Origin of the sequence: Oligoflexus sp., assembly GCF_035712445.1 — a bacterium.
GTDB lineage: Bacteria > Bdellovibrionota_B > Oligoflexia > Oligoflexales > Oligoflexaceae > Oligoflexus.
In genome coordinates this window covers 1-25,846 of record NZ_DASTAT010000099.1, presented here as the reverse complement: position 1 = coordinate 25,846, position 25,846 = coordinate 1, and the positions used below count along the sequence as shown (strand labels likewise).

Annotated in this window: 25 protein-coding genes and 1 pseudogene; 19 read left to right on the top strand and 7 right to left on the bottom strand. The window is 54.8% G+C overall.

All coding sequences use genetic code 11. From position 1 onward, the window contains the following. Nucleotides 1-230: 230 nt before the first annotated feature. The 11 genes and pseudogenes from VFO10_RS21835 to VFO10_RS21785 all read left to right on the top strand — a co-directional run bounded on the left by VFO10_RS21835 (nucleotide 231) and on the right by VFO10_RS21785 (nucleotide 11,348). Complete coding sequence (locus VFO10_RS21835) at nucleotides 231-1,538, top strand: TolC family protein (RefSeq protein ID WP_325144103.1); 1,308 nt, start codon at nucleotides 231-233, stop codon at nucleotides 1,536-1,538. After that, the gene (locus VFO10_RS21830) at nucleotides 1,531-2,673 is read left to right on the top strand and encodes an efflux RND transporter periplasmic adaptor subunit (protein WP_325144102.1); all 1,143 of its coding nucleotides are present in this window, start codon (nucleotides 1,531-1,533) and stop codon (nucleotides 2,671-2,673) included. The genes VFO10_RS21835 and VFO10_RS21830 overlap by 8 nt, the downstream gene beginning before the upstream one ends. Continuing rightward, a complete protein-coding gene (locus VFO10_RS21825; protein ID WP_325144101.1) occupies nucleotides 2,670-5,876 on the top strand; it encodes a CusA/CzcA family heavy metal efflux RND transporter in 3,207 nt (1,068 codons plus the stop codon). The genes VFO10_RS21830 and VFO10_RS21825 overlap by 4 nt, the downstream gene beginning before the upstream one ends. Before the next feature lie 22 nt (nucleotides 5,877-5,898). Next, nucleotides 5,899-6,600: a hypothetical protein gene (locus VFO10_RS21820; RefSeq protein WP_325144100.1), complete on the top strand. Its 702-nt coding sequence runs from the start codon at nucleotides 5,899-5,901 to the stop codon at nucleotides 6,598-6,600. Nucleotides 6,601-6,804: 204 nt separating this feature from the next. Continuing rightward, complete coding sequence (locus VFO10_RS21815) at nucleotides 6,805-7,158, top strand: DUF305 domain-containing protein (protein ID WP_325144099.1); 354 nt, start codon at nucleotides 6,805-6,807, stop codon at nucleotides 7,156-7,158. Next, nucleotides 7,155-7,796 (top strand): heavy metal-binding domain-containing protein, encoded by a 642-nt coding sequence (locus tag VFO10_RS21810; protein ID WP_325144098.1) that lies wholly within the window; start codon nucleotides 7,155-7,157, stop codon nucleotides 7,794-7,796. The genes VFO10_RS21815 and VFO10_RS21810 overlap by 4 nt, the downstream gene beginning before the upstream one ends. Next, a pseudogene (locus tag VFO10_RS31500) lies at nucleotides 7,760-7,999 on the top strand (haloacid dehalogenase); the annotation flags it as partial. The gene VFO10_RS21810 and the pseudogene VFO10_RS31500, both read left to right, overlap by 37 nt. 72 nt (nucleotides 8,000-8,071) lie before the next feature. Beyond that, nucleotides 8,072-8,602 carry a hypothetical protein gene (locus VFO10_RS21800; RefSeq protein WP_325144097.1) on the top strand — a complete coding sequence of 177 codons (531 nt, stop codon included), beginning with the start codon at nucleotides 8,072-8,074 and terminating at the stop codon, nucleotides 8,600-8,602. Nucleotides 8,603-8,762: 160 nt separating this feature from the next. After that, nucleotides 8,763-9,512: a hypothetical protein gene (locus tag VFO10_RS21795; RefSeq protein ID WP_325144096.1), complete on the top strand. Its 750-nt coding sequence runs from the start codon at nucleotides 8,763-8,765 to the stop codon at nucleotides 9,510-9,512. A 24-nt stretch (nucleotides 9,513-9,536) separates the two neighbouring features. After that, nucleotides 9,537-10,175, top strand: a complete 639-nt coding sequence (locus tag VFO10_RS21790; protein WP_325144095.1) for a hypothetical protein — start codon at nucleotides 9,537-9,539, stop codon at nucleotides 10,173-10,175. 300 nt (nucleotides 10,176-10,475) lie between these two features. Beyond that, the gene (locus tag VFO10_RS21785) at nucleotides 10,476-11,348 is read left to right on the top strand and encodes a fasciclin domain-containing protein (protein WP_325144094.1); all 873 of its coding nucleotides are present in this window, start codon (nucleotides 10,476-10,478) and stop codon (nucleotides 11,346-11,348) included. Nucleotides 11,349-11,394: 46 nt separating this feature from the next. Here the strand turns inward: VFO10_RS21785 and VFO10_RS21780 are convergent, their stop codons facing one another. After that, entirely contained in the window at nucleotides 11,395-13,029 is a 1,635-nt protein-coding gene (locus tag VFO10_RS21780; RefSeq protein ID WP_325144093.1) for an ATP-binding protein, read from the bottom strand. Further along, a complete protein-coding gene (locus VFO10_RS21775; protein WP_325144092.1) occupies nucleotides 13,026-14,168 on the bottom strand; it encodes an FIST N-terminal domain-containing protein in 1,143 nt (380 codons plus the stop codon). The genes VFO10_RS21780 and VFO10_RS21775 overlap by 4 nt, the downstream gene beginning before the upstream one ends. Nucleotides 14,169-14,573: 405 nt before the next feature. Here VFO10_RS21775 and VFO10_RS21770 point away from each other — a divergent pair, with 405 nt between their 5' ends. The 7 genes from VFO10_RS21770 (at nucleotide 14,574) to VFO10_RS21740 (ending at nucleotide 19,984) form a co-directional block, all read left to right on the top strand. Then, on the top strand, nucleotides 14,574-15,491 hold the full coding sequence (locus tag VFO10_RS21770) for a DUF4360 domain-containing protein (protein WP_325144091.1): 918 nt from the start codon (nucleotides 14,574-14,576) through the stop codon (nucleotides 15,489-15,491). Nucleotides 15,492-15,638: 147 nt separating this feature from the next. Further along, nucleotides 15,639-16,256 (top strand): hypothetical protein, encoded by a 618-nt coding sequence (locus VFO10_RS21765; protein ID WP_325144090.1) that lies wholly within the window; start codon nucleotides 15,639-15,641, stop codon nucleotides 16,254-16,256. Between the two features lie 67 nt (nucleotides 16,257-16,323). After that, complete coding sequence (locus tag VFO10_RS21760; RefSeq protein WP_325144089.1) at nucleotides 16,324-17,010, top strand: hypothetical protein; 687 nt, start codon at nucleotides 16,324-16,326, stop codon at nucleotides 17,008-17,010. Nucleotides 17,011-17,021: 11 nt separating this feature from the next. After that, nucleotides 17,022-17,945, top strand: coding sequence for a DUF4360 domain-containing protein (locus tag VFO10_RS21755; RefSeq protein WP_325144088.1), 924 nt, complete (start codon nucleotides 17,022-17,024; stop codon nucleotides 17,943-17,945). Between the two features lie 130 nt (nucleotides 17,946-18,075). Then, a complete protein-coding gene (locus VFO10_RS21750; RefSeq protein WP_325144087.1) occupies nucleotides 18,076-18,639 on the top strand; it encodes an RNA polymerase sigma factor in 564 nt (187 codons plus the stop codon). A 128-nt stretch (nucleotides 18,640-18,767) separates the two neighbouring features. Beyond that, entirely contained in the window at nucleotides 18,768-19,652 is an 885-nt protein-coding gene (locus VFO10_RS21745) for a hypothetical protein (protein ID WP_325144086.1), read from the top strand. An 83-nt stretch (nucleotides 19,653-19,735) separates the two neighbouring features. Then, nucleotides 19,736-19,984: a hypothetical protein gene (locus VFO10_RS21740; protein WP_325144085.1), complete on the top strand. Its 249-nt coding sequence runs from the start codon at nucleotides 19,736-19,738 to the stop codon at nucleotides 19,982-19,984. Here VFO10_RS21740 and VFO10_RS21735 read toward each other — a convergent pair. Continuing rightward, complete coding sequence (locus tag VFO10_RS21735; protein WP_325144084.1) at nucleotides 19,968-20,648, bottom strand: PA14 domain-containing protein; 681 nt, start codon at nucleotides 20,646-20,648, stop codon at nucleotides 19,968-19,970. The two genes, VFO10_RS21740 and VFO10_RS21735, sit on opposite strands and share 17 nt — an antisense overlap. Before the next feature lie 66 nt (nucleotides 20,649-20,714). Beyond that, nucleotides 20,715-21,629, bottom strand: coding sequence for an FkbM family methyltransferase (locus VFO10_RS21730; protein WP_325144083.1), 915 nt, complete (start codon nucleotides 21,627-21,629; stop codon nucleotides 20,715-20,717). 245 nt (nucleotides 21,630-21,874) lie between these two features. Between VFO10_RS21730 and VFO10_RS21725 the strand changes: the two genes are divergently transcribed. Then, the gene (locus VFO10_RS21725) at nucleotides 21,875-22,861 is read left to right on the top strand and encodes a hypothetical protein (RefSeq protein WP_325144082.1); all 987 of its coding nucleotides are present in this window, start codon (nucleotides 21,875-21,877) and stop codon (nucleotides 22,859-22,861) included. Here the strand turns inward: VFO10_RS21725 and VFO10_RS21720 are convergent, their stop codons facing one another. From VFO10_RS21720 to VFO10_RS21710, 3 genes are all read right to left on the bottom strand, one after another. Then, the gene (locus tag VFO10_RS21720) at nucleotides 22,862-23,599 is read right to left on the bottom strand and encodes a response regulator (protein ID WP_325144081.1); all 738 of its coding nucleotides are present in this window, start codon (nucleotides 23,597-23,599) and stop codon (nucleotides 22,862-22,864) included. It lies immediately after the preceding gene. Nucleotides 23,600-23,626: 27 nt separating this feature from the next. Then, nucleotides 23,627-25,138, bottom strand: a complete 1,512-nt coding sequence (locus VFO10_RS21715) for a sensor histidine kinase (RefSeq protein ID WP_325144080.1) — start codon at nucleotides 25,136-25,138, stop codon at nucleotides 23,627-23,629. A 93-nt stretch (nucleotides 25,139-25,231) separates the two neighbouring features. Then, complete coding sequence (locus VFO10_RS21710; protein WP_325144079.1) at nucleotides 25,232-25,702, bottom strand: biopolymer transporter ExbD; 471 nt, start codon at nucleotides 25,700-25,702, stop codon at nucleotides 25,232-25,234. Between the last annotated feature and the right edge of the window lie 144 nt (nucleotides 25,703-25,846).

Below are 25,846 nucleotides of genomic sequence, written 5' to 3'. Positions count from 1 at the left end.
GTATGTGCCACAGTAAAAAACCAACAGGAACCGGATCCGTTCCAAAACTTTCCGGGAGGAAAGCTTTGCATCCCGGTTCTAGCAATGTTTTGGCCATGCAGCTAAACCGGGGTTGTTGATGCAGATGAACTAGCGATGACGCTGCGAGGCTTTTTGTGATAAGGGAAAAAAGGCTTGTCACAAATCTCGAAGGCGATGCGTATGCTGGGTGCTGGCAGGAAGGACGTTTTATGAAGCGACTAATCATGTTGAATTTATTGTGGCTGGGCTTATGGATCCCTGAAAGCCAGGGTGCAAAAACGACAAGCGATCGGGACGAAGAATTGGCAGGAATCATGGCGAAAGCGCTGGAGGCCAATCCCGAACTCAAGGCGCTGGAGGCAGAATTCGCCATGAGTCGCGCTCAGGTCGGCCCGGCCGGAAGCCTGGATGACCCTATGCTCGGCTTTGAAGTCATGAATGTTCCCACGGATTCCTTCCGCTTGAACGAGTTGGAAATGTCAGGACTGCAGGTCTCCCTCTCGCAGAAATTGCCTTACCCAGGAAAGCGAGATGCGCAGCGCGAGATTGCGGTCCTCCGAAGTCAAACTCTGGAACACCGCATCCAGCAGATGAAGCTGAATATTGGCTGGACGATCAAGCGCATCTACTACGAACTTTTTCTGAAGGCGCATAAAAAAAAGATATTGGAAAACCAAAGGGCCTTTCTGCGTCAGACCTTGAAGACCAGTCGCGATCGCTACGCCTTGAATCAGGTATCCCAGGCTTCCATTTTGAATCTGCAGGTGGAAGAAGCCCAGCTGATGAATGAGCAGCTGCGCCTGAGCAGCGAGATGAAGGATCTGGAGGCTGAACTCGCCCATATTTCAGGACATGCCGAGCACGTGCCTTCGATGACGCTCACACGCCTCCACAGGACAGCTTTCAATCTGAAAGATTGGACCGACGAAGCCGTGGCCCGGAAGGTGGTGGCGCAGAACGCCGAACTGCAGGCCCTGCAGACCGATGTCAAAGTCAGTGATGCCTCGCTCCATCTCGCCAAAAAAAGTTACCTGCCGGATTTTGAAGTGATGGCGAGTTACACGATGCGCGAAAAGATAGCCGGCATGGAAACGTCGACCAACGGCCAGGACTTGCTGGGAGCCCGCATCGGCATCTCGCTCCCACTCTGGGGCGCGACGAAGCAGTCAGAAGAGATCCGCGAGGCGGTCGCCAGTCGGGATCGCTCCACCCACGCCTTCGATAATGCCCGTCTTATGCAGATTCATAAGGCCCGCGCCTTGGTCGCTGAGCTGAAAGAATCCCAGCAGCGCATCGAACTTTTCGAAAGTGGACTGCTCCAGCTTTCGCAGCAGGCTGTCGCTGCCGCTCAGTCGGCCTACCTTACCGGCAAGGAATCGTATGCGAGTCTGCTCGAAGCCTTGAAAAAGCAGCAGGATACCGAATATGGTTATCAGGAGGCGCTGGTCGCGTGGCAGCTGCAGATCGCACAACTGGAAGCCCTGATGGGGCAAAGCGTGGACAAAAACAATGAATAGAAATTGGAAAGCGCTCGTCTTGGTCATCGTTGGACTTCTGGTCGCGAATGCCGCGTTTTTATACTGGTGGACGCAGCGCACGCACGGGACGGCTGCCACAGAAACAGCATCCGCTCCGAAGGAAAGGAAGATACTCTTTTATCGGCATCCGATGCAGCCGAGCATCACCTCGAAGGTCCCTTCGAAAGATGAAATGGGCATGGACTATATACCCGTTTATGAGGGCGACGAGGACAATGCCAACAGTTCGACCGTCGAGGGTCGAGCCTCCTTCCCTTTGAGCCCTGACAATCAGCAGATCATCGGCGTGACCACGGCGACTGTCAGCCGTCAGCCGATGTCCCGCGACATTCGCGCGACCGGACGGGTGGCCTACGATCCCGAACTTTTCGCGGCCATCGAAGAATACCGCCAGGCCCTCCTTGCGAAGCAGCAGCTTAAAAATAGCAGCTATGAAGGCTTCGTCGAGCAGTCCTCGGCCTTGGTGAAAAGTTCGGAAACGCGGCTTAAACTTCTCGGGCTGACTGATGAGCAGATCCGGCAGCTGGCGCGCGGAGGCTCGCAGGCCATCAACCTGATCCTGCCGCAGGGCAAGGTCTGGATCTATGCCGAGGTCTTCGAATATGAAGTCACAGGCCTGAAACCGGGGCAGAAGATTGAAGCCGAAGCGCCGTCCATTCCAGGCGAAGTTTTCAGAGGAACGATCTCCAGCATCAGTCCCGTTCTGAACGCCCCGACGCGCACCATTCGCGTCAGGGCCGAGGTGCCTGATCCCAAGGGCCTTCTGCGACCCGACACCTATCTGAACGTCAGGATACTCACGAGCCTTGGTGAACAGCTGGCTGTTCCCGATACGGCTGTGCTCTTCAGCAATAATCAGGCCTATGTGTTTGTGAAGGATGCCGGAGAACGCTTCCATCCGCGCGCGGTGCAGCTGGGAGCCAAGGTGAAAGATTATTACGAGGTCAAGGACGGTCTTGAAGAAGGGGAGGTCGTGGTCACCGCGGCCAACTTCCTTTTGGATTCAGAATCCCGCCTTCAGGCTGTGATTCAGCAGAAAGGAGAAGCGCCTCCCGAGAGCGAAAAGAAACCTCCAGAAGCGGCGCATGAGCATCCGCACGGAGATCAGCCGTGATTGAAAGAATCATTGAATTCAGTGCCCGCAATAAGTTCTTCGTTCTGGTGCTCACCGGAGTCGCCCTGGCCATTTCCTTCTGGACACTCAAGCGTCAGCCTTTGGACGCCGTTCCCGACCTTTCCGATACCCAGGTCATCATCTATTCGAAATGGGATCGTTCCCCGGATATCATCGAAGATCAGGTCACCTATCCCATCGTTACCGCGCTTTTGGGAACGCCGCATGTTAAAACCGTGCGCGGTATTTCCGACTTTGGTTATTCCTATGTCTATGTGATTTTTGAAGACGGCACCGATCTTTATTGGGCCAGGAGCCGGGTGCTTGAATATCTGAGCAAGGTGACTCCGAATCTGCCGGACGGTGTGCAAACCTCGATGGGGCCGGACGCCACAAGCGTGGGCTGGGTGTATCAGTATGCCTTGATCGACGAAAGCAAAAAGCTCAATCTTGCCGAGCTGCGATCGCTGCAGGACTGGCAGCTGAAATTTCATCTGCAGAGTCTTCCCGGTGTGGCGGAAGTCGCGTCGGTCGGTGGTTTTGTCAAGCAGTATCAGATCAATGTCGATCCCAACAAGCTGACCGCCTATAACGTCTCGCTCCTCGAACTGGTCAAAGCCGTCAAGCAATCCAACAGCGAAACCGGCGGCCGGGTCCTGGAATTCGCTGGCACTGAATACATGGTGCGGGGGCGGGGTTATGTGAAGAACCTCAGCGATATTGAAAAAACCGTGGTCAAGACCGATCCGAAAACGGGTGTGCCCGTTTTGGTCCAGCACCTGGGACGGGTGGAGCTGGGGCCGGATATGAGGCGCGGCGTCACGGATCTGAACGGGTGGGGTGATGCGCCTGGCGGCATCATCGTCATGCGTCAGGGCGAGAATGCGTTGAATGTGATCAACGCTGTGAAAGCGAAGCTGGATGAGCTTCAGCCCACGCTACCCGAGGGCGTGAAGATTATTCCCATCTATGATCGTTCCGATCTGATTGAAAGGTCGATAGTTTCCTTGAAGCATAAGCTCACGCTTGAAATCATCATAGTCAGCCTTGTGATCCTTCTCTTCCTTTGGCATATTCCATCCGCCATAGTCCCGATCATGACGATTCCCATTTCCATCCTTCTCGCCTTCATCCCTCTTTATTTCTTTGGCGTCACGACCAATATCATGTCGCTCTCGGGCATCGCGATTTCCATCGGCGTTCTGGTTGATGGCGCGATCGTAGAGGTGGAAAACGCCTATAAAAAGCTGGAGCACTGGATCGCTGAGGGAAGGCAGGGGGACTTTCATGAGGTCCGGCTGAATGCTTTAAAAGAAGTGGGACCATCCGTATTCTTTTCCCTACTCGTCATCACGGTGTCCTTTCTTCCCGTGTTCACGCTGGTCGATCAGGAAGGGCGGCTCTTCAAACCGCTCGCCATTTCGAAAACCATGACCATGGCACTGGCTGCGATCCTGGCTCTGACTTTGGATCCCGCCCTTCGCATGATGTTTTCCCGCATGGAACCCTTTCGTTTCCAACCGCGCTGGCTGGCCCGGGCCGCGACTCACGTGGCGGTGGGAACCTACTATCCCGAGGAAAAGCATCCGATCAGTCGGGTTCTTTTCCGACTCTATGAGCCGGTTGTTCATTTCGTGCTGAAGCATACGAAACTGACCCTCGCCGCAGCGGGTCTTTTGATGCTGATCACGATTCCCGCTTATTTGAAGCTCGGTAGTGAATTCATGCCGCCTTTGAATGAAGGCTCCTATCTTTATATGCCGACCACACTGCCGGGCATGTCGGTAGGCGAAGCCAAACGGCTTTTGCAGAGGCAGGACGCCATCATCAAATCCTTTCCCGAGGTGGCCACCGTTTATGGCAAGGCCGGTCGGGCGGAAACCTCGACTGATGCCGCGCCCTTTTCCATGGTGGAAACGATCGTCGTTCTGAAACCGACCGAGGAATGGCCTGGCGCTGGTCCCCAGCAAAAGCGCCGCACGTTTGATGAGCTGCGCCAGGCCATGGATGAGCGGCTGAAATTTGCCGGCTTTCCGAACATCTGGACGATGCCTATTAAAAACCGCATTGATATGCTTTCCACCGGGATCCGCACGCCGGTCGGCATCAAAGTCCTCGGTCCTGATGTGCATGTGATTCAAAAAATCAGTGAGCAGATCGAAGCCAAAATCCGGCCGATTCCTGGGACCCGCACAGTTTATGCGGAAAGGACCTCGGGCGGTTACTATGTGGACATCATTTTCAATCGCGATGAACTGGCCCGTTATGGAATTCCCATGGAAGAAGCCCAGATGATTGTGGCCTCGGCTGTGGGTGGGGAAAACGTGGCCTCCACGGTCGAGGGGCTGGAGCGCTACCCCATCAATGTGCGCTATGCGCGTGAATTCCGTGAAGACCTGGACAGCCTGAAGCGGGTGCTGGTGCCGACGCCCCAGGGCCTGCCGATCCCGCTCGCGCAGCTGGCCGAAATCAGGCGTGTGGAAGGCCCGGCCATGATTCGCAATGAAAATGGAATGCGCGCCGGCTATGTCTATGTCGATATCCAGGATCGCGACGTCGGTGGTTATGTTCATGAGGCCAAGGCGTTGATAGCTCGTGAAGTCCAGCTGCCCAAAGGCTACAGCTTGAATTGGAGCGGGCAGTTTGAAAACATGATCCGGGTTAAGGAGCGTTTGAAACTGGTCGTCCCTCTGACGATTTTTTTGATCGCCATGCTGCTCTATATGAGCACGCGGTCATGGGTCAAGACGGGGATCGTGATGCTCGCCGTGCCCTTTTCCTTGATCGGCGCGGTCTGGCTCCTTTATGCCCTGGATTACAATATCTCGATCGCGGTCTGGGTCGGCATGATCGCTCTGATGGGCCTTGATGCGGAAACGGGCGTCTTTATGCTGCTCTATCTCGACCTTGCTTATGAGGATCGCGTGAAAGCCGGGCGCATGCGGAATGACGAGGACCTGCGCGAGTCCATTTTGCACGGAGCAGTGAAAAGAATCCGGCCCAAGATGATGACGGTCATGGCGGCCTTTATGGGCCTCGTTCCTATCATGTGGTCGATGGGAACAGGCAGCGACGTCATGAAGCGTATCGCCGCGCCCATGGTGGGTGGCCTTGTGACGAGCTTTGCCCTGGAACTGGTGATTTATCCCGTTCTCTACTTCATTTGGAAGTCGAAGTTTGTTATGAAGAAGGCACAGTCCTAATTCATCGCACAAAGGCGGGTTCATGTTTTCCAAGACAGCGCGGGTCAGGGTTCGCAGGTTTCATCGCGGGATGGCGGTCATCTTCGGCATTCAGCTTTTAATTTGGGTCACGAGCGGACTTTATTTTGCCTGGATGCCGATCAAAGTCGTCAAGGATGAAGACCGCAAAGCGGATCCGATGGCCAGCCCCCTGCCTTTGGATCGCGTGGTCGCCCCGCAGAGCCTGGCATTGTCGACTGACTTTCAAGCCAAAACCCTGCGCCTTGATCACACCCCGGCTGGATTTTTTTATCGCCTGGAATCCACGGAAGGTGTCGTAAACGTTTTTGATGCCTTGACGGGAACCCCCGCCCGTTATCTGAGCTCAGGTCAGATCGCAGAGCTTGCGCTGCAGCAGATTCATACCAATGACAAGCCCGTGGCCGTGAATTTTTTGGACACAGCGCCCGCGGATTACAAAGGTCCGCTGCCGGTTTTTCAGATCGTCTTTGATGATTTTCGCCGAACGCATCTATATGCTGATCCCTGGTCCGGTCGGGTCATCGTCAGGCGCAATATGTTCTGGCGCGTGTACGATTTTCTGTGGATGCTTCATATCCTCGACTTCGCAGAGCGGGAGGACTTCAATAATCCCTGGATCCGCATCCTCAGTACTGCGGCTCTCACCATCATTGTCAGCGGGTATTTCATCTTCTTTTTTGGACGTCCTCCGCGTCGCGTGTAGCCCGGTTGGGACAGTCCCCGGGGCATTTACGTATGTCCGACTCGCGTGAAAATCATCCTTTTTTTTCAGATAGGCTGCAACGCATGGTCCAGCCTGCCAGGCAGCGAGGGATCGAATGGACTCGCGAAAAAACAGATTCTATCCAGGCGGCAGGGTTTTATAGTTTGTGTGGATGATGAACTCACAGATTATAAAGGACGACTTATGAAAATGTTAGCACCTTTCAGTTTCGCACTGCTGTTTTCCGGCTTGACCTATGCTTCTGTTCCCTCTGAGGGATCTCATGCAAGCCAGGAAATGCAGATGGCCATGAAAGCCATGTGTGAGAAAATGGATGGCATGCAGTTGAGTCATGAAGCGAATCAGGACTTCGTGAAAATGATGATCCCCCATCACCAAAGCGCTGTGGATATGGCCCAGGCTTATCTGAAAGAAGGAACCGATCCTGAAATCGTGGACCTCGCGCAAAAGATCATTGAAGCGCAGAAAAAAGAAATCGAGATCCTGACGAACTGGCTGAAGGAGCGCGGCGGGAATAACCCGGGATCACCCCGATGACCGTGCCTGGCGGAGTGCAAACGGAACATCACCAGCATTATCCGCAAGTGGCTGCGGCTCAAAAGCCTGCCAGTGGAAACGCGACGGTATGGACCTGCCCCATGCATCCAGAGATTCGCAGGAATGCGCCGGGTCATTGTCCAATCTGCGGCATGGCGCTGGAACCTTTGCTTCCCGATACCGAAGACAGATCTGAACTGACAGCCATGTCGCGACGCTTCTGGATGGCGACGATTCTGACCCTGCCCCTTTTAGTCCTGGCCATGGGCGATATGCTGCCAGGGGCTCCTATTTCATCGCTTGTGACAGCCCAGGGGCGAGCCCTGCTTGAATTGATCCTGGCCTCGCCGGTCTGCCTCTGGGCAGCCTGGCCTTTTTATGTGCGGGGCTGGGATTCGGTGGTCCTTTCGCGATCACGCCGGGCACGTAGCGGTTTTTTTCTAAGCCGCAGCGGTGAGCGTAACCCTGATACTCCTGGGCCAGGTCCTGGACCTCAAGGCCCGCAGTCAAACGAGTTCAGCCATTCAAAAACTTCTGGGCCTCCCAGATTTTCCCAGGTGATCGTAACGAGCGGACACAGCGAAGCGGAGTTTCTGACCCTGGTGATCTTCTGGGTATCGTCAAAGCGCGCAAACTGAGCCAGTCGACGATTCGTAACATCAAACAGAACCTTTTTTTCGCCTTCGCTTATAACATAGCAGGCATTCCGATTGCCGCAGGTGTGCTCTATCCCTTCTTTCATCTTCTCCTGAATCCCATGATAGCTGCAGCTGCCATGAGCCTGAGCTCGGTTTCGGTCATAGTGAACGCGCTCAGGCTTCGTTACGAAAAAATAACCTGAACCTTTTAAGATTCATGATGTAAGGTAGGGGCCTTGGAAGCAAACGCAGACCCTACCGAAGGAGCAGGTTTTATGGTTTTCAATGGTGCGCAATTTCATATGCTCGTGAATCATCTCCCCGTCGTGGGATTCATTGGTATAGTCCTGGCCCTGCTGGTCACCTTGAAGGTCAAAAGCCCCGATGTCAGACGCTTTGTGCTTATGGCGACCGTTCTGGTTGGTCTCACGGCTTTGCCTTCTCTTTGGACAGGCGAGCCTGCCGAGGAAGTGATCGAGGATCTGCCCGGCATCAGCAAAAAGCTTATCCACGAGCACGAAGAACTGGCGGAAAAAGCGACCATACTCGCTGTCTTCACCGCAGGGGTTGCCGCCCTGGCCCTCGTTCTGCAGCGTCGTCGTCCTGAGACCATGGACAAATCCATTCCGGCTGTCTTTGTCTTCTCGCTGGCCACGGCGGGGCTGATGGGATGGGTCGCCCATGAAGGTGGCCTGATCCGGCATCCGGAAATTAATCCGGACGCAGCCGCAACCCCAGCCTCGGATGCGGTCTCCAAGGACGGTGAGACTGAGAATCACCTGGGCAAGGAGCATGAAGGAGGCTGAAACCTCTGCGTGAGCTGTCATGCCCGTCCCGCCCCAGCCAGGCGGCGGGCTTATCCCACTAACTGCAGGACGCTTGCCTTAACGCCAGATTTCTCCCTCCATTCCTCTTTCCTTGAGCCTCCCTTATAATATTAAAAATCCCTTAACCGGAGGAAACCCCATGAGCTGGAAGCTATCCGCGCTCGCTGCCGTCCTCAGCGCTTCTTTTATACCGCAAATAGGCAAAGCCCAGGAATCACAGACCGAGGTGGAATCCCAGGATGCTGAACAGCCAGGCGCAGCAGCCGCAGCGCCCGAAGCCACAGCCAAAAGCAAGGGCAAGGGTCTTTTGGGTGACGTAAGAATAGGTCCAAGCGTTGCGCTTGGTTTTCCGCATCCACTGACCGGCGGCCTTGATATCGTGTATGCGGACCTCTTCTCCGTCTCGGCGACAGCCGGCCGCTCGGGAGCCAAAGTCGAAGATACGGAAATCGAAATTCGCAACTGGGATGCGACTTTCCGTTTCTTTCCGTTCCAGGGCAGTTTCTTCATTGGGGCCGCCTATGGAAATCAGGGCATCGTGGGCAAACTCAAAACCAATATCGAAACCACGAGCTCCGGCGTCACTCTGAAAGTTCCCACGACTCTGCGACTTGAAGTCGAATCCAATTATCTGACGCCGCAACTCGGTTGGTTCGCACGCTGGGATTCCGGCCTGACCCTCGGCTTTGATTTTGGCTTTCAGCAGCCCTCGGGCGCTGAGAGTGAGTTGCAGACCTCTTTTGAAAATGTATCAGCGGCCAATGAGCAGGCGGTGCGCGATTCGGAAGACTACAGGAAAAACAAGAAAGATATCGAGGACGCTGCGGACGCCTTTGGAAAGAAAGGGATACCCTACGTCTCCTTCTTCCGTATCGGCTGGCTTTTCTAATTGCAAACCAAAGGATCATATCCCATGAGAAAAAAATATTTTCTGGCCGTTGCTTTTACCTCGATGCTTCTTGCGGCCTGTGAAAGTCAAATTGATGACCTGGAAACGACACGACTGACCAGCAATATCACTGTTGCCGAATCGAACGGAGTGGTCACAGGCACGATCAGTTCCACCGCCACCGCCGATCAGATCATGGTGTCGAGCGCCAACTCCGAGATTGCTGATTCAGCCGTGACCTTTCCACCAGGAGCCCTGGCTGTTTCCACGGAACTTGCACTCGGCAAAGCCTCTGATAAAAGCACCTCCGTGCTTACGGAACTGGGCGTGACGGATGGCCTTCCAGCCACAGCACCCGTTTATGCAGGACCCGTTTCAGGAACGCCGCCGGTCTTGGGCAACGCCCTCACCATTCAGCTGCCCTTGCCTTTGGATGAGCTGGCTCTTGCCGATACCGGGACGAGCAAACTCGTTCTCGTCTACGTGATCTATGTGGACAATAGCTGGAAGGCGGGCATGATTCCTCTGACTACAGAAAACCTGGAAGGGACTTTCGTGAAGCAGGAATTGCCAGGTCTCGGTTACTATCAGATCGTGTCCTTGAACAGCGCCCGAGGTCAAAAGGAAGTCGCTTCCGCAGTGCGACCAGAACTCGCGAAATAAAAAAGGGAAGCGGGGCGGCAACGCCCCTTTCTTTTACCTGCATTCCCTTTCCAACCTGTGCAATCTCCTACATAACTATGCAGTGTTGAGCAACACCGAGCGACAGTTCTGTCGACCGGCATCGCGTGAATTTTTCAAAGCTCACTCCTCAAGGCTTTCCACAGAAATAATTCAAACTGCGTATTGTCAAGTTGCGAAAATCCGATGATAAACCTTTCAGATGTCTTTCAACATTGTTCAATAAAGGGTTATGCAATGAAACTGAAGACTCTGTTTATGACCATTGGCTTGGGTTTTTGGATGAGCGCAGCACAGGCAGCACCAGCTCCGGCGCATGCTGCCGCGCAGCGCGGTGACCTTGTCACGACTTTGGGCCAGCAGGGATCGTTCAAGACTCTGGCGGCGGCACTTCAGGCCACGGATCTTATCGCGACTTTGGAAGGCGATGGACCTTTCACCGTCCTTGCACCGACCGATGCCGCCTTTGCCAAACTCGGCCAGGCCGCGCTGAATCAGCTGCTGGCCAACCCCGATCAATTGAAGAGCATTCTTCTGTATCACGTCGTGCCTGGGAATGTTTCCCTGCGTCAGGCCCTTAGGGCGGGTGAAGCCAAAACGGTGAATGGAGCCGCGGTGGACTTCACCTTCAGTCGCAAGGGTTTCTTCGTCAATGATGCCCGTATCGTTCGTCCGAATGTCCGGGCCAGCAATGGCATCATTCATGTCATCGACAGTGTTCTCTTGCCACCCGCGCCCGCTCAGGAGCCCCAGGATATCGTTTCGATCGCCGTGGCGGATGATCGCTTTGAAACCCTCGTAGCCGCTCTGAAAGCCGCGGACCTTGTCAGCGTCCTTCAAGGTGAAGGCCCTTTCACGGTCTTCGCTCCCACTGATGATGCCTTCGCCAAGCTCGGCAACGACACGATCCAGGCTCTGCTCGCGGACAAGGAAAAGCTGTCCAGCATCCTTCTTTATCATGTGGTCGCCGGTGCCGCGGTGGATGCAGCCACGGCCAGCCAGCTGAACGAAGCGGCGACCGCCAATGGTCAGAAGGTGAAGATCAGCTTTGAAAAGGGCATGCTGAAGATCAACGATTCGCTCGTGATCATCAAAGACATCAAAGCCTCAAACGGTATCATCCACGTGATTGATACCGTTTTGATCCCTGAGTGATTTTGTCGAATGGGGACCCCGATGCCACGCATCGGGGTTATTAGGATTACGCTACGTCTTTGATGGGCACGCGCAGAGTTTCCGGCACCGGAATTTCAATGCGCATGGTGCTGCCTTCACCCGGACGGGATTCGATTTGGAAGCGGCCGTTCACCCGCCGCACGGCAGCCAGGATCGACGACATGCCGACGCCGCGTCCCGAGATTTCGGTTGTGGTGTCAGCGCTCGACAGACCATCCAGGAACACAAGGTCGAGCTGCTCCTGCCGATTCATGCTGTCTATTTCCTTCTGCGTTTTCAGCCCCAGGGCTACAGCTTTCTTTTTCAGCTTCTCGATATCGATGCCCCGACCATCGTCCTTCACCGTCACCGTGTAAAAGCTTTCGTTGCGGGCTATGGCAAATTCAATGAGGCCCGTGGCATTTTTCCGGCCGCGCAAACTCTGTTCTTCGATGCCGTGGTCGATGGAATTTCGAATCAGGTGCATGATGCTTTGCAGAACGCCGCGCATGGTGTCCACATCCACCAGGGTGTCGAGTCCCTTGGTGAGGAATTTCACCTCTTTGCCCAGACGATAGGAAAGCTTCGCGACGAATTCATCGATCGGCCCGAGCAGCAGGGACGCCGGCTTCTGCAAAACGACGGCCGTCCAGTTTTGCAGCTGGGAGGCCTGGTTGCCCGGCAGGTCCGAGATAATGGTTTTCAGGCGGTCAAACTGCGAGGAGCTGACTTCGAAGTTGAGTTCATGCAGACCCGCGTACTCGAAGCCAATGATCTGAGCATGGGTGTCGATGAAAGTACGGAAACCGTCTTCCACATTCTGCACAAGTTTGGATGTGATCAAAGGCTCATCTTCGATGCCATGGATCTGAGCGGCAATATCCGTCAGTCCCCATGATGCGGCGTTGCCCTTCAGCGTATGGAGAATGCGGCGCACGCCCTCCTGGTTTTTCGATTGGGTTTGCTCACGGGCTTCCTTCAGCTGATCTTTGACTTCGGTCATGAACTCCTGAAAACCTTCCTTCCGCCGCAGGATACCGACCAGGATGCGGTTGATCTGCGCTTCACGCTGGGCGGCTTCCAGCTGACTGATATCGCTGATGGTGTAGAGGATGCGATCGACATTCCCATTCTTGCGGATCACGCTGGCTTCGCAACGCAGGATGCGCCCATTGATTTCAAATCGTTCCGGCAACTGGCTCAGGGTCACGCTGGTGGGCATGATGTCTTCAAAAACCTGATCCATGCACAGCGCATAATGCTCGGCCGTGCGCTTGGTCATCTTCAGGGCCTGGAAGATCGTCAGACCTCCCAGCTTCGGCTGGCCAAAGAGGGTCTGGCATGATTTGGTGAATTCATCATTGATGACAAGGTTGCGATCGACGACGAGAAAGCCGAAGGTCACGTGATTCAGGATGGTCTTGATCGTTTCGGTTCGGGCTTCGACCTGCTGCTCCAGGTTCTCCGAATATTTTTTCAGCTCCTGGTTTCGAACTTCCATGATTTCGCGTTTGCGGCGGTTTTCCTCGTCCCGCTGTTTGGCTTTCTCCATCTGCCGATGGATGACTGACTGTGCTCCCGCGTTATAGAGTTCGATGACCTTGCTTTTCAGAATGTTGACGGTCTTCTCGGCAGCCTCCGCTCGTTTTTGCCAGGCTGCTGTATCTTTGGGCTGGCTCATGCGGCTTTCCTCCCTAACGCGATGCCGACCAGGGTCTGGTTGATATGAAGTCCATTCAGCTGCTCTCCGTAAGTATCAAAGCCGATGATATTGCGGCTGAGATGCTGGAGGCTTTGGCCCAGCTTGTCGAAATTTTTATCCTTGCCGGCTTCCAACGCTCTCAGGATGCAGTTGCAGGCGAGGAAGAACTCAGCCGGCTGGCCCTTTCCAGAGGTGAAGGCTTGAATATCCTGGCTCAGAGCCTGGGTCATATCCAGGTGATCGCCGATTTCAAGAACCATTCCTTCTTCCACACCGCAGTAGAAGACGATCGAACCATCCGCTTCGATTTTCTGCACCGAACGGACATAAAGCTCATTGTTCACGCGGAAGAGCAGGGGATTCACGAAGGCCACATCCGCCGTAACTTCGGCTGCTGGCAAGCCCAGAGCGGCCGCATAGGCTTCCAGGGCGGTCATGCCGTCGAGTTCATAAACGCGGCGCTGGGCGGTATCCACGCGTGTCACCACGAGTTGCCGCGGGGTCTTGACGAAGTGCTGATGCTTGATGATGCGGAATCCGTCCTGGCTGTCGGCCATGACCAGGGCGGCCGCAGCGGAATAACTGCGACCGTTGACGATAATGCGGGTTTCCTTGAACTTAAGGTCATCACCGGCTGATCCGCCGAGCAGAGGAATACCTTCCAAAGCATCGGCCACGACCGCCGAGACATGCTCCTCTTTCATGGAAAGGCCGTCGATGAACGTGACGCAGAACTGCTTGTCGGGGTTGATGTGATCGCGATCCAAGGCGAAATTCTGCAGCATCTGATCCACAGTCTTGCGGGCGCGGGCTTCATCCAGGCTGGTAAGATTCTCAAGGACGGTGGCCTGCCAGCGGATCTCCGGCGACCAGATACCGGCCATCACGAGGCTGCCGTTGTAATGCGTGCCGTTGATGTGTTCGCCCGAAGTGGAGCAGCCAGCGCAGGGCACGCCCGGAAAGCGGGCCGCGATGGCCTTGGCCACGGCTTCGGAATTCTGCTCTGTGGAATGAAAGATGAAGATAAAGTTCGGTTGGGTTTGGGGCCACTGCTGGACAATCTCAGCCACGGCTGCAGCTCCATCGCGCAGTTGCGAAACTCCATTACAGACTTGCATAGTACTCCCCTGCAGTTGAAAAGGCCCGTTGTGCGGACATGATGCCCCCTTCGTCGACTTGCGGATGAACTTAAGCAATTCACGCAGAGCGAGCTAAATCACAACAATGACCTCAAAAACGCCGCTTACGGCTTGCGTAATTCATTTGGGGGGCTGACCGTGCTCGGTCGATTTCGCGAAAAGATTCTGCCTTGAGGTAAAAGTTCCCCAGGACTCAACGGGGCGGGAGGCTTTTTCTTGCAAAAAAATCCCTACATTTTTTTTACCTCATCGAAAACGGTATTCCACGGAAGACTCGACATGCAGGCAATCCAGCTCTTGACGATCATGCTGCAGGACTATACAAGCCGCAGAAGAGATTAAAAATGCTTGAGTGAAATTCATCATTAATGCGAGAGACACATAATGCGACTGCAAAATTCCCTGGGGCTTTTGATTTTTACGGCAGCTGCGGCCCAGGCTGCTGAAGTTCGTGTGGATGCCTTCTCTTCGAATGGCGGCTGCGGCAATAATCCGAGCTTTGACGTGGTGGAAACCTCCGCACTGAATCCGGTCACCAATTCCAAGGGTGAGTCCCTGCGGGTCTTCTTCAATGACTTTTTCCTGTCTACGAACTATGCGGGCACCGCGAATAAGAATTGCGTGCTGGATGCGACGGTTCGTATTCCGGCCGGCTTTCGCTTCCGCCCGGTCTCGGCCGCTGCCGAGGGATCTTATAGTCTGCAACCGCAGGGCCAGACCCAGGGTTTCATTCGCGTCAGCTACGAGGTTCAGCCCAACGGCTGGACGGCGGAAGCTTCCAATCAGTCGCCCTTCACCGGACAGGGTGATATCAACTGCATCGCCAAACTCGAAGAGCAGCTGATCCTCGGCTGCGCGAATGAAGACACGACTGTAAACCTTCATACGAACATTGATCTTAGTATTAATCAGAGCAGCAATACCTTTTCGCAGATGGAAATAGATGCCTCGCGGCAGAACCATGACCTTTCGTGGCGCTGGGAGCTCTATTCCTGCTCGATTCCCTTTGAAGAGCGGAATTTTCAGACGACCTACGTTGCCTATAGCGGGCAGAACATACCGGCTACTGTGCGTTTTTCAGGATCGCAGGGCACCTTTCAGGCGTCTGGCCTGAACGGGAGCTTTTCGCAGGTGACCTACAGCAATCGCGGTCGCACCGTGCAGGGGAAATGGTCAGCGGGCGGCAGCAGCGGAACCTTCAGTTTCTATCTGGTGAACGAGTCCACGGGAGAGTTTCAGGGCAGCTGGCGTGATTCCAAGAATCCGAATCAGGGTGGTGTTTGGAACGGGCGTTACATTTAGTTTTATGCAACAGCTACAATGTTTCACCCAACACACAAAATTCTTTGAAAAAATTTTTGATCGGCTGCAACAAATCCCAAGTTCTGCGTTCTGTTAAATGAAGCTGTAAAACATCAGCACAGTGCAACCCCTCAGCGAGGATTTCGTATGAAAAAGTTTCTGGCTCCTTTGGCTCTGGTTCTGAGTGCTTCCGCTTATGCTCATCCTTTCACCATCAGCGAACCTAAAGTGAATGACGACTGCGCCCAGGAATCGGAAATCCGAGTCGTCGAGGAAAATGGCGAATACTACATCAAGGCCTTCTTCGATGGCTCGATGAATGCCATCGCCGATGGCGACGCCAAATACCAAAAGCGCCGTTGTACGCTCGATTTCAAGCTGTCGGTGGCTCCCAACTATCAGATTGATGTGTTCGACTTCGCTGTGGACGGCGTCTATAACCTTTCCGAAAATGGCATCGCGCGCCTGACCGTATCCCACCGCGTGGCCAATGCGCCTTCCGTTCGCCAGACCGCTTTCTTCTCGCGGGCCAACGGCAGCGCTCCCGCCGGTGACATCAGTAACTTCGTGGGTTCCATCTTTGGTTATCAGCTTCAGAACTATGGCTCCTGCGGGGCCTCAGGCATTCCCTTGGAAACATCCGTCTATGCCTCGGCCACGCAGCCTTCGGGCGATTCGGGCCTGACCCAGATTGATCTTGACCAGGGCGTGTCCAGTACTCAGGGTTACACGATCTGTAAGATTAAAGTGAAACCCTGCCACTGATTTTCCGCGGAAAGGGGCGAAGGTCGTCGCCCCTTTTCCTCACACACTAGGATGGGGTTTCCATATCATGTTCATCCGATCATCATTCACAGGACTCATGCTGACGGCGGGGTTGACCTCGGCCGCTCACTGCGAGCCCTCGGCGAAGAATTCCCATGCGGCTCCAGGTACAGTGCCAGCCCCTTTCGTGACGCCGACTCCTGAACCTACACCTGATCCTCTGCCGGAACTTCCGAAGCGGGTGGAACTGCAGCTGAAAGCTGATGAAAGCACCTGCGCTGCAAGCTACAAGGTGGAGACGCAGAGCACCGGCGCCCTGCGCGTGGCGTTTGAAGATCTTGCCAATGATGCGGCGCAGGGCAAATTCCGGGCGTACTGTCGGTTGAATGGCACCGTGACCATACCCAAGGGCTATGCGCTCAGTCCATCTCTGGCTTTGACGGCGCACGTTCAGGGTGAACTCAAGGGCGGTATAGATAATGTCACGGGCCGCCTGCGCATCAGCATTGGCCGTTATGCGGGTCGTGATTTTGAATTGACGGAATATGCTCAGACGGATACGGAGACTCCGATCCAGCCGGTAAAGATGGAACTCAAGACGCAGCTTCCGGAAACTCCGAGCAGCTGCACCGAGGATCTGACCTGGCCCGTGTCGCTCTTCGTGGAATCCACCATCAATGGCCGCGCATCGTCCCGGATAGAAGACCTCAAGCTCGACAGTCTGAGCCTTGTGCCTCTGACCTGCAATTCCTAAAGGATAGTGTCATGAAACAAAGTTTTGCCCTTCTGCTTATTGCCTTGGGATACTCTCAGGGGGCCTCGGCTTCGATCGCCAGCGTGGAGTCGATCCAATCCAATTCCGGTTGCGGCGATCTTCGCTACGATGTCGCAGAAACCTCGGCGAATTCCGATCCGGGTCAGGGCATCATCGGCGAATCGCTGCGGGTCTTCTTCAATGACTTTCACGTCCAGGCCTCGCAGCCCGGTGAAGTGAAACGAACCTGCAAACTCGATGCAGTGATTCGCATTCCTGCGGGTTATCGCTTTCTTCCTCGTGCGGCCTATGCGGAAGGCTCCTATAGCATCAAACCGCAGGGAGCCAGCAAGGGCACGATTCGCGTCACCTATGACGTCCGCCCGGCGGGCCGTTTTTCGGAACGTAATAATGAAAAAGCTCCCTGGTCGGGTGATGGTGACTTCACCTGCCGTGGGGACCTGGTCGAGACTCAGTTCCTTCTCTGTGCGAATCACGACACCTATGTGACCCTCGGCACGGACCTGACTTTGAAGATTCAGCAGGCCAGCGGCGGCCAGTCCCTGATCGAACTCGATACGGCGCGCAAGGATGTGGATCTTGCATGGGACTGGCAGTTCAAACCCTGCGTCAATTATTTCGAGGGGCGTCGTTTTCGCGCCTATATGAAGATTGGCCCGACCAACACGCTTCCCCTGCGTTTTGAACCTTATGAGGATCGCGGTGCACTGATCCTGGATTCCGGCAAACAAGGCGCACTGAGTCAGGTCGTATACAGTGATGATGGTTTGTCTGTGTCCGGAAACTATTCCCTGGATGGGAAAAGTGGGCGGTTTTCGGTCAAGGTCATCGACACGGAAGCCGGGGAATTCCGCGGCGAACTCTATGGAAACGATGGCACAAGCGGCACTTTCTTCGGATATTACGCTGAATAGATGCTGACGTTTTTGAAGCAGCGCGAGCCTGGCAAAATCCTTGCTTAAGGCTTCGCGCTGTTCTCTTTGGGACACAAGTCTTTCACCCTCCGAACAGCATGGCCAAGTCACCGATCAAATGAGGATCACCATGCACGCTCTGGCTCGCGAACGTACCACCTGCCTGGATTTCAACCGCTTTTACCTTAACTATGAAGTCCTGGTTCGTTCCATCGTGAGGCGGTTCCATTTCCGCGACGCCGCGGCGGACGACCTTGTTCAGGATATTTTTATCAAGGCCTGGAAAGGTCTCGACCAGCTGGATAATCAGGCAGCGCTGACCGCGTGGCTCAAGGTCATCGCGCGTCATGAGTGTTTGAACGAAATTAAAATTCTGAAAAAGCAAAGACACCTGGTGTCGATCGCGTGCGTGGCGGATGAAGTGGACGAGGCGCCGGCCTCGGAAATCTTCGAGATGACTCTTTTCCAGCTGGAAGAGCACCTGGCCGTGCTCCACGACCTGATTCAGAATCACAAGGATCCCATTCGCCGGAACGTGGCCTGCCTCTTCTATCTGGAGCAACACTCGATCCGCGAGATCAGTCAGCTCATGGATATGAAGTCCAATACTGTGCTGTCCCACCTGCGCCGCTTCCGCTTGATCGTCACCAAAGCCATGCAAAGATGGATGCTGGAAAACGGCAGCCTCTCCTGAACTTCACTTACGTCAGCACCACTGTACCCACGACGACTTAGTTTTTCTGAATACCAAACTGTGGCCCCCCGTCGCTAGAATCTAACATAATTGTCGTAAACATATCCACAGATCAAGGGGGGACCGCTATGCGGAGTCTGATCGGGATACTATTGTCTTTTACGCTCGTGGCCTGCGGTGGAGGGGACTTCGGATCCTCGCGCTATGGACTGAATGAGGCCGAAACCATTGTCCTGGAGAATCCAGGGCTGACCGGACCGTACACGGTCAAATCCTATCTGCCGCCCGGCAGCAACAAAGACTACCGGTCTGTGATCATTTACTATCCCGACAACAGCATGGAGGCCACCCTTCCCGCGACAACACTGTCCGGTGGTTTCACCAACACCAAGGAAAACATGTCCTGGCTGGGTCAGCATCTTGCCAGTCATGGTTTTATCGTGGCCGTCTTCACGCCCACCAATCCTTATTCCCTGGATGCCCGCGTCTGGTCGGTTGGACATCAGGCGTCCCTGGAAACTCTTTTGGATGAAAGCGACCAGGGATCGAGTCCCATCGCCGGGCGTGTGGACCCGGATCGCCTTGGCCTCATGGGTTTTTCCTATGGCGGCGCCGGCACTGTGCTGGCGGCCAATGCCCTGGGCTCACGCGTGCGGTCGGCGGTTACGCTCTGCGCCTTCAATCCCAAAACATCCACCAATCCCATTCCCATGCTTTTCGTGACCGGCACCAAGGATACGGTGGCCTCTCCGAACAAGGTTCTGTCCGCCTTCCGCAAATTTGAAACGAGCATGCCCAAGGCTTTTGCGAAGTTCAATAATCTTGCGCATGGCGACATCACCAACGGCGGGCGCTATCACGAGACGCTCGCACGCTATACCACGGCCTGGAGTCAGGTCTTCCTAGCGGATATTCCCGCTTACGATACCTATATCAGTGGGGATGAAGTTCAAAAGCAGGTCCGCGACACGACCGTCTTTGCTCAGGTCACGGACTATATTTTCGAAGACTAAGCGCTGATCCCTTCGGTTGCGGTGAACCCGGCTTTCCTGTTATAACGGCCGGGTCACATGCATTCACCCAACCGGAGCTTTCCATGACGAGCCCACGCGTCCGCATCAAAACCACGCTGCCCATCGACGAGGTCGAAAAGCTCAAAACCTGGGCTTTGGAGCGTCAGACCACAGTTACGGCTGTGATCCGGCAGCTTATTCGTTATGGTGAATTTATCGAGGGGATCGAGAAGAGCGCGGATCGTCGGCTTCTGGTCGAGGAAGCCGACGGTCGGATGTTTGAAATTCGTTGGGTCGATACCGATCCAGATCCGGTCAAGGGCGCAGAATAAACTTCAACGGAATGTAAGCGTGGGCGCTGTCGCCGGGGCCTTTCCACTTCAGCTCCAGCGCGATGCGGTAACGCGGGCCTTGGAAGTAGGGCAGGCGCAGCTCATGCAGGCCTGCGGTCAAGGCGACGACTGCGGTCTTCTTCTGCTCCGAGTGCTGGCCATCATTTTCAATCACTTCACGGCCATCAATGAAGAGTCGACTGCCATCATCTGAATTCAGCATGAATTCGTAATCGCCGGCCACAGGCACATTCAGCTTGAAGCGAATATCGAGGCCGAACCATTCGATCAGACCATCCACTCCGGGAAAACCTTCCTTGAAATCGCGGTCGGTAATATCAAGCTGTCTCATACAGAGTTTTTTGGTCGCTTTCATCTGGCTGAAGTCAGGCAGGTGTTCCGTGTTCTCTGCCAAAGGAAAGAGTTCAGCCACCATCTGCCGTTCCTGATCTTTCTCGCAGTCCTGAAAAAGGGGCTCAGGATTGGGGGCTGGTGCCGGAAGCGTGACCGTATCCGGTGGAGGCAAAGGCTCGGTTTCCACCGGTTCCTGAAGCCTGGGCGGAGGCGCGTAGACCGCGTCCCCACGTTGAAAGTTGGATTTCTGGCAAGCCATGGCCTGCAGGACGACGAGGATGCTGGCAGAGAGAGAGAGAAAGCAGCGCACAACAGGAGCCCTCCTGGACATAGCTATAACAGCTTTTAATTCCCTAATTTTAACAGAATTGCGGGCTCAGGAAAATCGGCGTTGCGGGCTGGCGAGCGCCGGGGCTTCGATGGCGCCCGGCATTTCAAATATCAGATTCTCGCCGCTGCTTCGGACTGTGAATTCATACTGTTGGATGGCCTCGCGGAACGTCCGGTCGCTGCCCGGATAAAGATGATCATGGAGTTCGACCACAAGAATGCGCACCGATCCGAGCCACTCATGGCAGCCGGGGGCTTCAAAAACTTCGGATTCCGCACCTTCGATGTCGATTTTCAGAATATCAATCCGCGGCAGACGATACTGCTGCATCAGGCTCTGAATGGTGACTGAAGGAATATGATCGGGTCGGGGCGTTTTCGCGGCATGCACCTGAAAGGCCCACTGTTCACCGCTGCCCTTATGCACTTCGACGAAGCCTTCCTCTTTCCAAAGAGCGGCCTGGATCGCTTTGATGTTCGGATAATGCCTTGTGTTGCGCTGCAGGGCTTGAAAATTTTCCTCTTCCGGCTCGAGCGCATAGATGAAGGCATGCGGATAGAGTTCCGCGAAATAAATCGAGGAATAACCCACATAGGCCCCCGCATCGATGATCACGCGAATCTCCGCTTTTTGCGCCAGGGCCCTGTAATCCTGCTGAATGAAGACCTGCTGAAAGACCCAAGGGTCGGTGCTGTCCGCGCGCACCATGGTTCCGGTATCACGCTCGGAACGGTAGACGGGGAACCCGCCTTCGCCGCATAAAAAGCGATAGAACGTGACGAAGCCCTGGCCTGCGCCCAGACGCAGCATATAAAGCGGCAGGAAGGGTAGCATCAGAAGACGAAGCACCACAGCTTCCAGGGGCCAGCCGCTCCTTTGGCTCCACTGGTGGACCCGGCTCCAGAGGTTTTGACTCCAGCGGAGAAGAAGAGGTTTGGTCCAGACTTTGTTTGCCTTCATGGTTCGCCTTGTCTTCAGGTCCAAGTCCACCCCAACGTTTCGGCTCGCGTTGCAGCGGATTAAGGGGTGTATTCTTACTTTTGCTGCTGGGGCCGAACACTCAATCCGTGTCGGCTGCTCATGTCACTGGAATTTTGCCAATACTCTCGAATTATTGGACAGCTGGCGGCCTAAAAAAGTCAGTTTCGCTTGACGCTGAAAAGCTATAGAAGCGAAGGGTGTTTATTCTTTCGTGGAGATCCGCTTTGTTGAAACCATTGATCATGCTTGCGGCCTTGGGCCTGACCCCCATCGCGAATGCGCGGGCTTACTCGATAAACTGCGGCTCTCCGCAGGGATTTCAAAGCTTTGGCCGTGACGTAACTGTGAAAGCCCAGGGTGTTTGGGAGTCGCTTGGCTACGGTCATACCCGGCTCAACTATACGCTGCAGCTGGCGGTTGATTGTGTCGCAGGCGCCTCGTGCTGGGCGTCGGCCAAAGGTTCCGGCAAGGGTGTCGTCGCCAATCAGGACTATGAACCCGTCCGCTATCAGGACTTTCAGCAGTTCAGCCTGGATCCCATCCCTGCTTTGGAACAGGGCTATATGCTTCTGCCAGCTGCAGTCCCTGAAACCGCGAGCAGCTTCCGAGCTTATGCCATGCTGGATGCCGTGCGTGGCAGTTTTGGGGCTACCGTGCCGCTTTTATGTCGAGGAGAACCTGTGCCGTCTTCAAGCTCGTCCGTTTCTGAATCAGCTGTGGCCGAGATCGCTCGAGCCGATCGCATTATTCAGGATGATTTTGGTTTTCCAGGGCTGCACCTGCTCGCCAATGCCGAGGCTCTTGAAAAGCAGATGAAAAATGGGAAGGCCGATAAGGTAAGCGTTTCCCAGGCCACTCAGCTGGCCATGGCTGTGATCTTTGATAACTTCGATGCAATCGAAGCGCCCCTTACGATCGCAGCGCACGGCTGGGCATCCACGCAAGGGGAAAGACTCAGCGACAGCTTAACCCGGGATCAGGAAACAGCCGCGCGACAGTTTTTGCGGGAGCAGATGCAAAATCCCGGCACGTCTCTGGCTCTACATTTGGGTGGGATCATCAAAGGCCAGGACTATCCCCCCGAACAGGGTGAGAGTACCCAGGACAACTGGATCTTTGTCCTGCACATTCCCACGCTGTCGGACCATCTTTACTGGGTGATCGTGGACAGGCGTGGAAGCAAGGCGCCCTATCTTTACGGATTCAATTGATCAGGCTTCTGAGCTCACAGGTTCCGGTGTTTCCGAGGTCGGGGATTCCAGATTCTGCATACGGTACCCCACGCCGGGCTCGGTGATGATGAGCTTGGGTTTGTTGGCGTCTGTTTCGAGTTTCTGCCGCAGATGACCGATGTAGACGCGCAGATACTGAATGTGCTCGACCGATTTGGGGCCCCATACTTCGGTCAGGATCTGGTTATGAGTCAGCACCTTGCCCCGGTGTTTGATGAGACATTTCAAAAGCTCATACTCGGTCACAGTCAGACGAATTTCCTTTCCATCCAGCGTGACTTTTCGCGTCGCAAGGTCAACCACCAGACCGCCCGAACTATAGACCGGCGTTGCCAGACCCACCTGATGGCTGCGCATGGCCAGCCGCAGACGGGCCAGGAGTTCCCCGAGCATGAAGGGCTTGCGAATATAATCATGCGCTCCCGAATCCAAAGCATTCACGATGCTTTCCTCGTCATCACGCACAGAGAGTATAATGATCGGTCCCTGATACCACTCGCGCAGCTGGTGCAGAACCCGGATGCCATCCATATCGGGCAGGCCGAGGTCGAGGATAATGCCATCCGGGCTTTGTTGAATAGCCATCTGAATGCCCTCTTCCCCGGTCCTGGCTTCATGCACTTCGTAGCCGTGCGGTGCCAGCGCCAGGCGAATGAATCGCCGGATCTGATTTTCGTCGTCGATAACGAGCAGGTGCTGCTTTTTGCTCTGATTCATACTCTCTCCGTTTATGGACATCCCTTATTAAGAGGGGAGCGCCTGTTGATGACAGGGAAGGGTGATGGTGAACATCGCGCCTCCCTCGGGATGGTTCGCGGCTTCTATATGCCCGCCCTGGGCTTCAATAAAGCCCTGGGCAATCGAAAGGCCGAGTCCCAGACCGCCTGGATTTTGAGGCGAACCACGGTAGAACTTCTCGAAGACTTTGCCTGGTTCTGCGAGGCCCGGTCCATGATCCCGAACGGAAATATAGGCACAATCTTGAGAGGCTCGTACAGAGATTTCGATGAATGTGCCTTTTGGCGTGTAAACCCGGGCATTGTGGATGATATTGGCCAGGGCCTGGTCCACCAGAACAGGATCAACCCAGATCTCGGGAATGTCTTTTTGAAAGTCGAGCCGAATCGACTGGGGATAGCCCTCCAGTTCCAGGCGCTGAACGACCACGGCCAAAAGATCCCGGACATCGCAGTACTCACGGCGTGGCTTGAGCATGCCTGAGTCAATCCGGGACATGTCGAGCAGATTCTCGACCACACTGCGCAGGCGTTTGGAGGCGGTCAGGATTTCTGCGGCCAGATTCTGGACCAGTTGGGGATCGCGACTGGTGGTGTCATCCATCAGGGCACTGGACGAGCCTGTGATGGCCACCAGGGGCGTTTTCAGTTCGTGCGACACGGAATTGAGCAGGGTCTTATAAAGCTTCTGAGTGCGCTCCATAACCTCGACCGTGCGGGACCGGGCCTGAAAATTTTCCCGCTCGATGGCCACAGCAATTTGGTGGGCTGACATGGCGGCGTGGCGCTGCTTATCCTCGCTTTTTTCCAGAAGGTTCGAATTTGCCACGAGAAGAATACCGACCAGACCATCCCGGCCAATCAAGGGCAAGTACACCCGTCCCGAGTGGGTTTTATAAAGCGCGAAATCCCGGGTCGACTTTTCATCCTGGAAGGTCTCCAGCAGCTCCTGAGTTTCCGTGGCCTGGGCCTGGAATTGACTCGCAGGATGCCATTCCAGTGAGGCAGGCGCGGATTCATTGAAGGAGATGAAGGCCAGCGCCACGTTCTGTTCAAAGAGGCTGCTCATCGACGTACAGGAAATCTGAGCGACATCATCCCGCGATTGAGCCTGGGCCAGTTCACGGGCCAGCGTATAGAGAAGCTGGGTGGCCTGTTCACGCAGATGCAGGGCATTCGCCTGGTTCTTTAGTTGATTGACAAGCCCACCGATACTCACGGCCGCGATGAAAAGCGCGACCACAGTCGGAACGTCTTTGGGTTCATCCGGGGGAAAGAGCCAGTAGTAGTAGATCAGGATCAGAAGCGAAGCGAGGCTGAAGATGGTGATGCGGGCAAAGAAAAGTCCTGATACCGCGATCGCGATCATGAAGAAAATGCCGACCGCCACGTGACCGATAAAGGGCTCGATGAAGGTTCCGAGCAGGAAGACCGAAGCCAGGATCGGAGTGGAAATCTTAAGTTCGTTCCAGGTAATCAGTTGCCGTTTCTGGCGCGAAGGAGGGTTCAGTGCGGGCATGAAAGAAGGGCCTCACAAGCCAAAATAAAAAGAGCCTGCCAAATAATGTCATCATGGACGACAATACCTGACAGGCTCTGCAAAGTCTAAACTTTACGGCGCTGCGGGAGCAGGGGCCGCGCCTTCGCTGCCAGGAGCTGGCGTCGAGGCTGGATCGGTCGTGATCGCAAAGTCGATGATCTCATTCTTGCGAACGATATCTATGAGCTTCACCACAACTTCATAAGGAGTCTTGGCATCAGCACTGATGCTGGCAGCCAGGTTCACTCCTGGTTTCTTATCACGTTCGGCGCGGATCGCAGGACCCACCTCATCGAAACCGACTTGCTTGTCGTCGAGCCAGAGCTTGCCATCTTTGTCGATCGCAAAGGTCATGGTTTTTTCGTCAGGCTTTTGGGTCTGAGCCGAATCCGCTTCGGGCAGTTTCAGTTCGATTGCTTTGTTCGCGATAAAGGTCGCTGTCACCATGAAGATGATGAGCAGTACGAGCATGATGTCAACCAACGGGGTGACGTTGATACCCGAGATCTCTTCATCGTTGTTATCCAATGCTCCACCGGCCATGTCTTTTTCCTTTCAGGCTTACAACAAAAATTATTTGCCTTTGGGGTTGAAGTCGTCGCCCAGACCTGCAACCAGGGTGCTCACCATGGCTTGCGCATCAGTTGCGATAACTTTGATCTGACGTTGGAAGTAGTTGAACGCGAT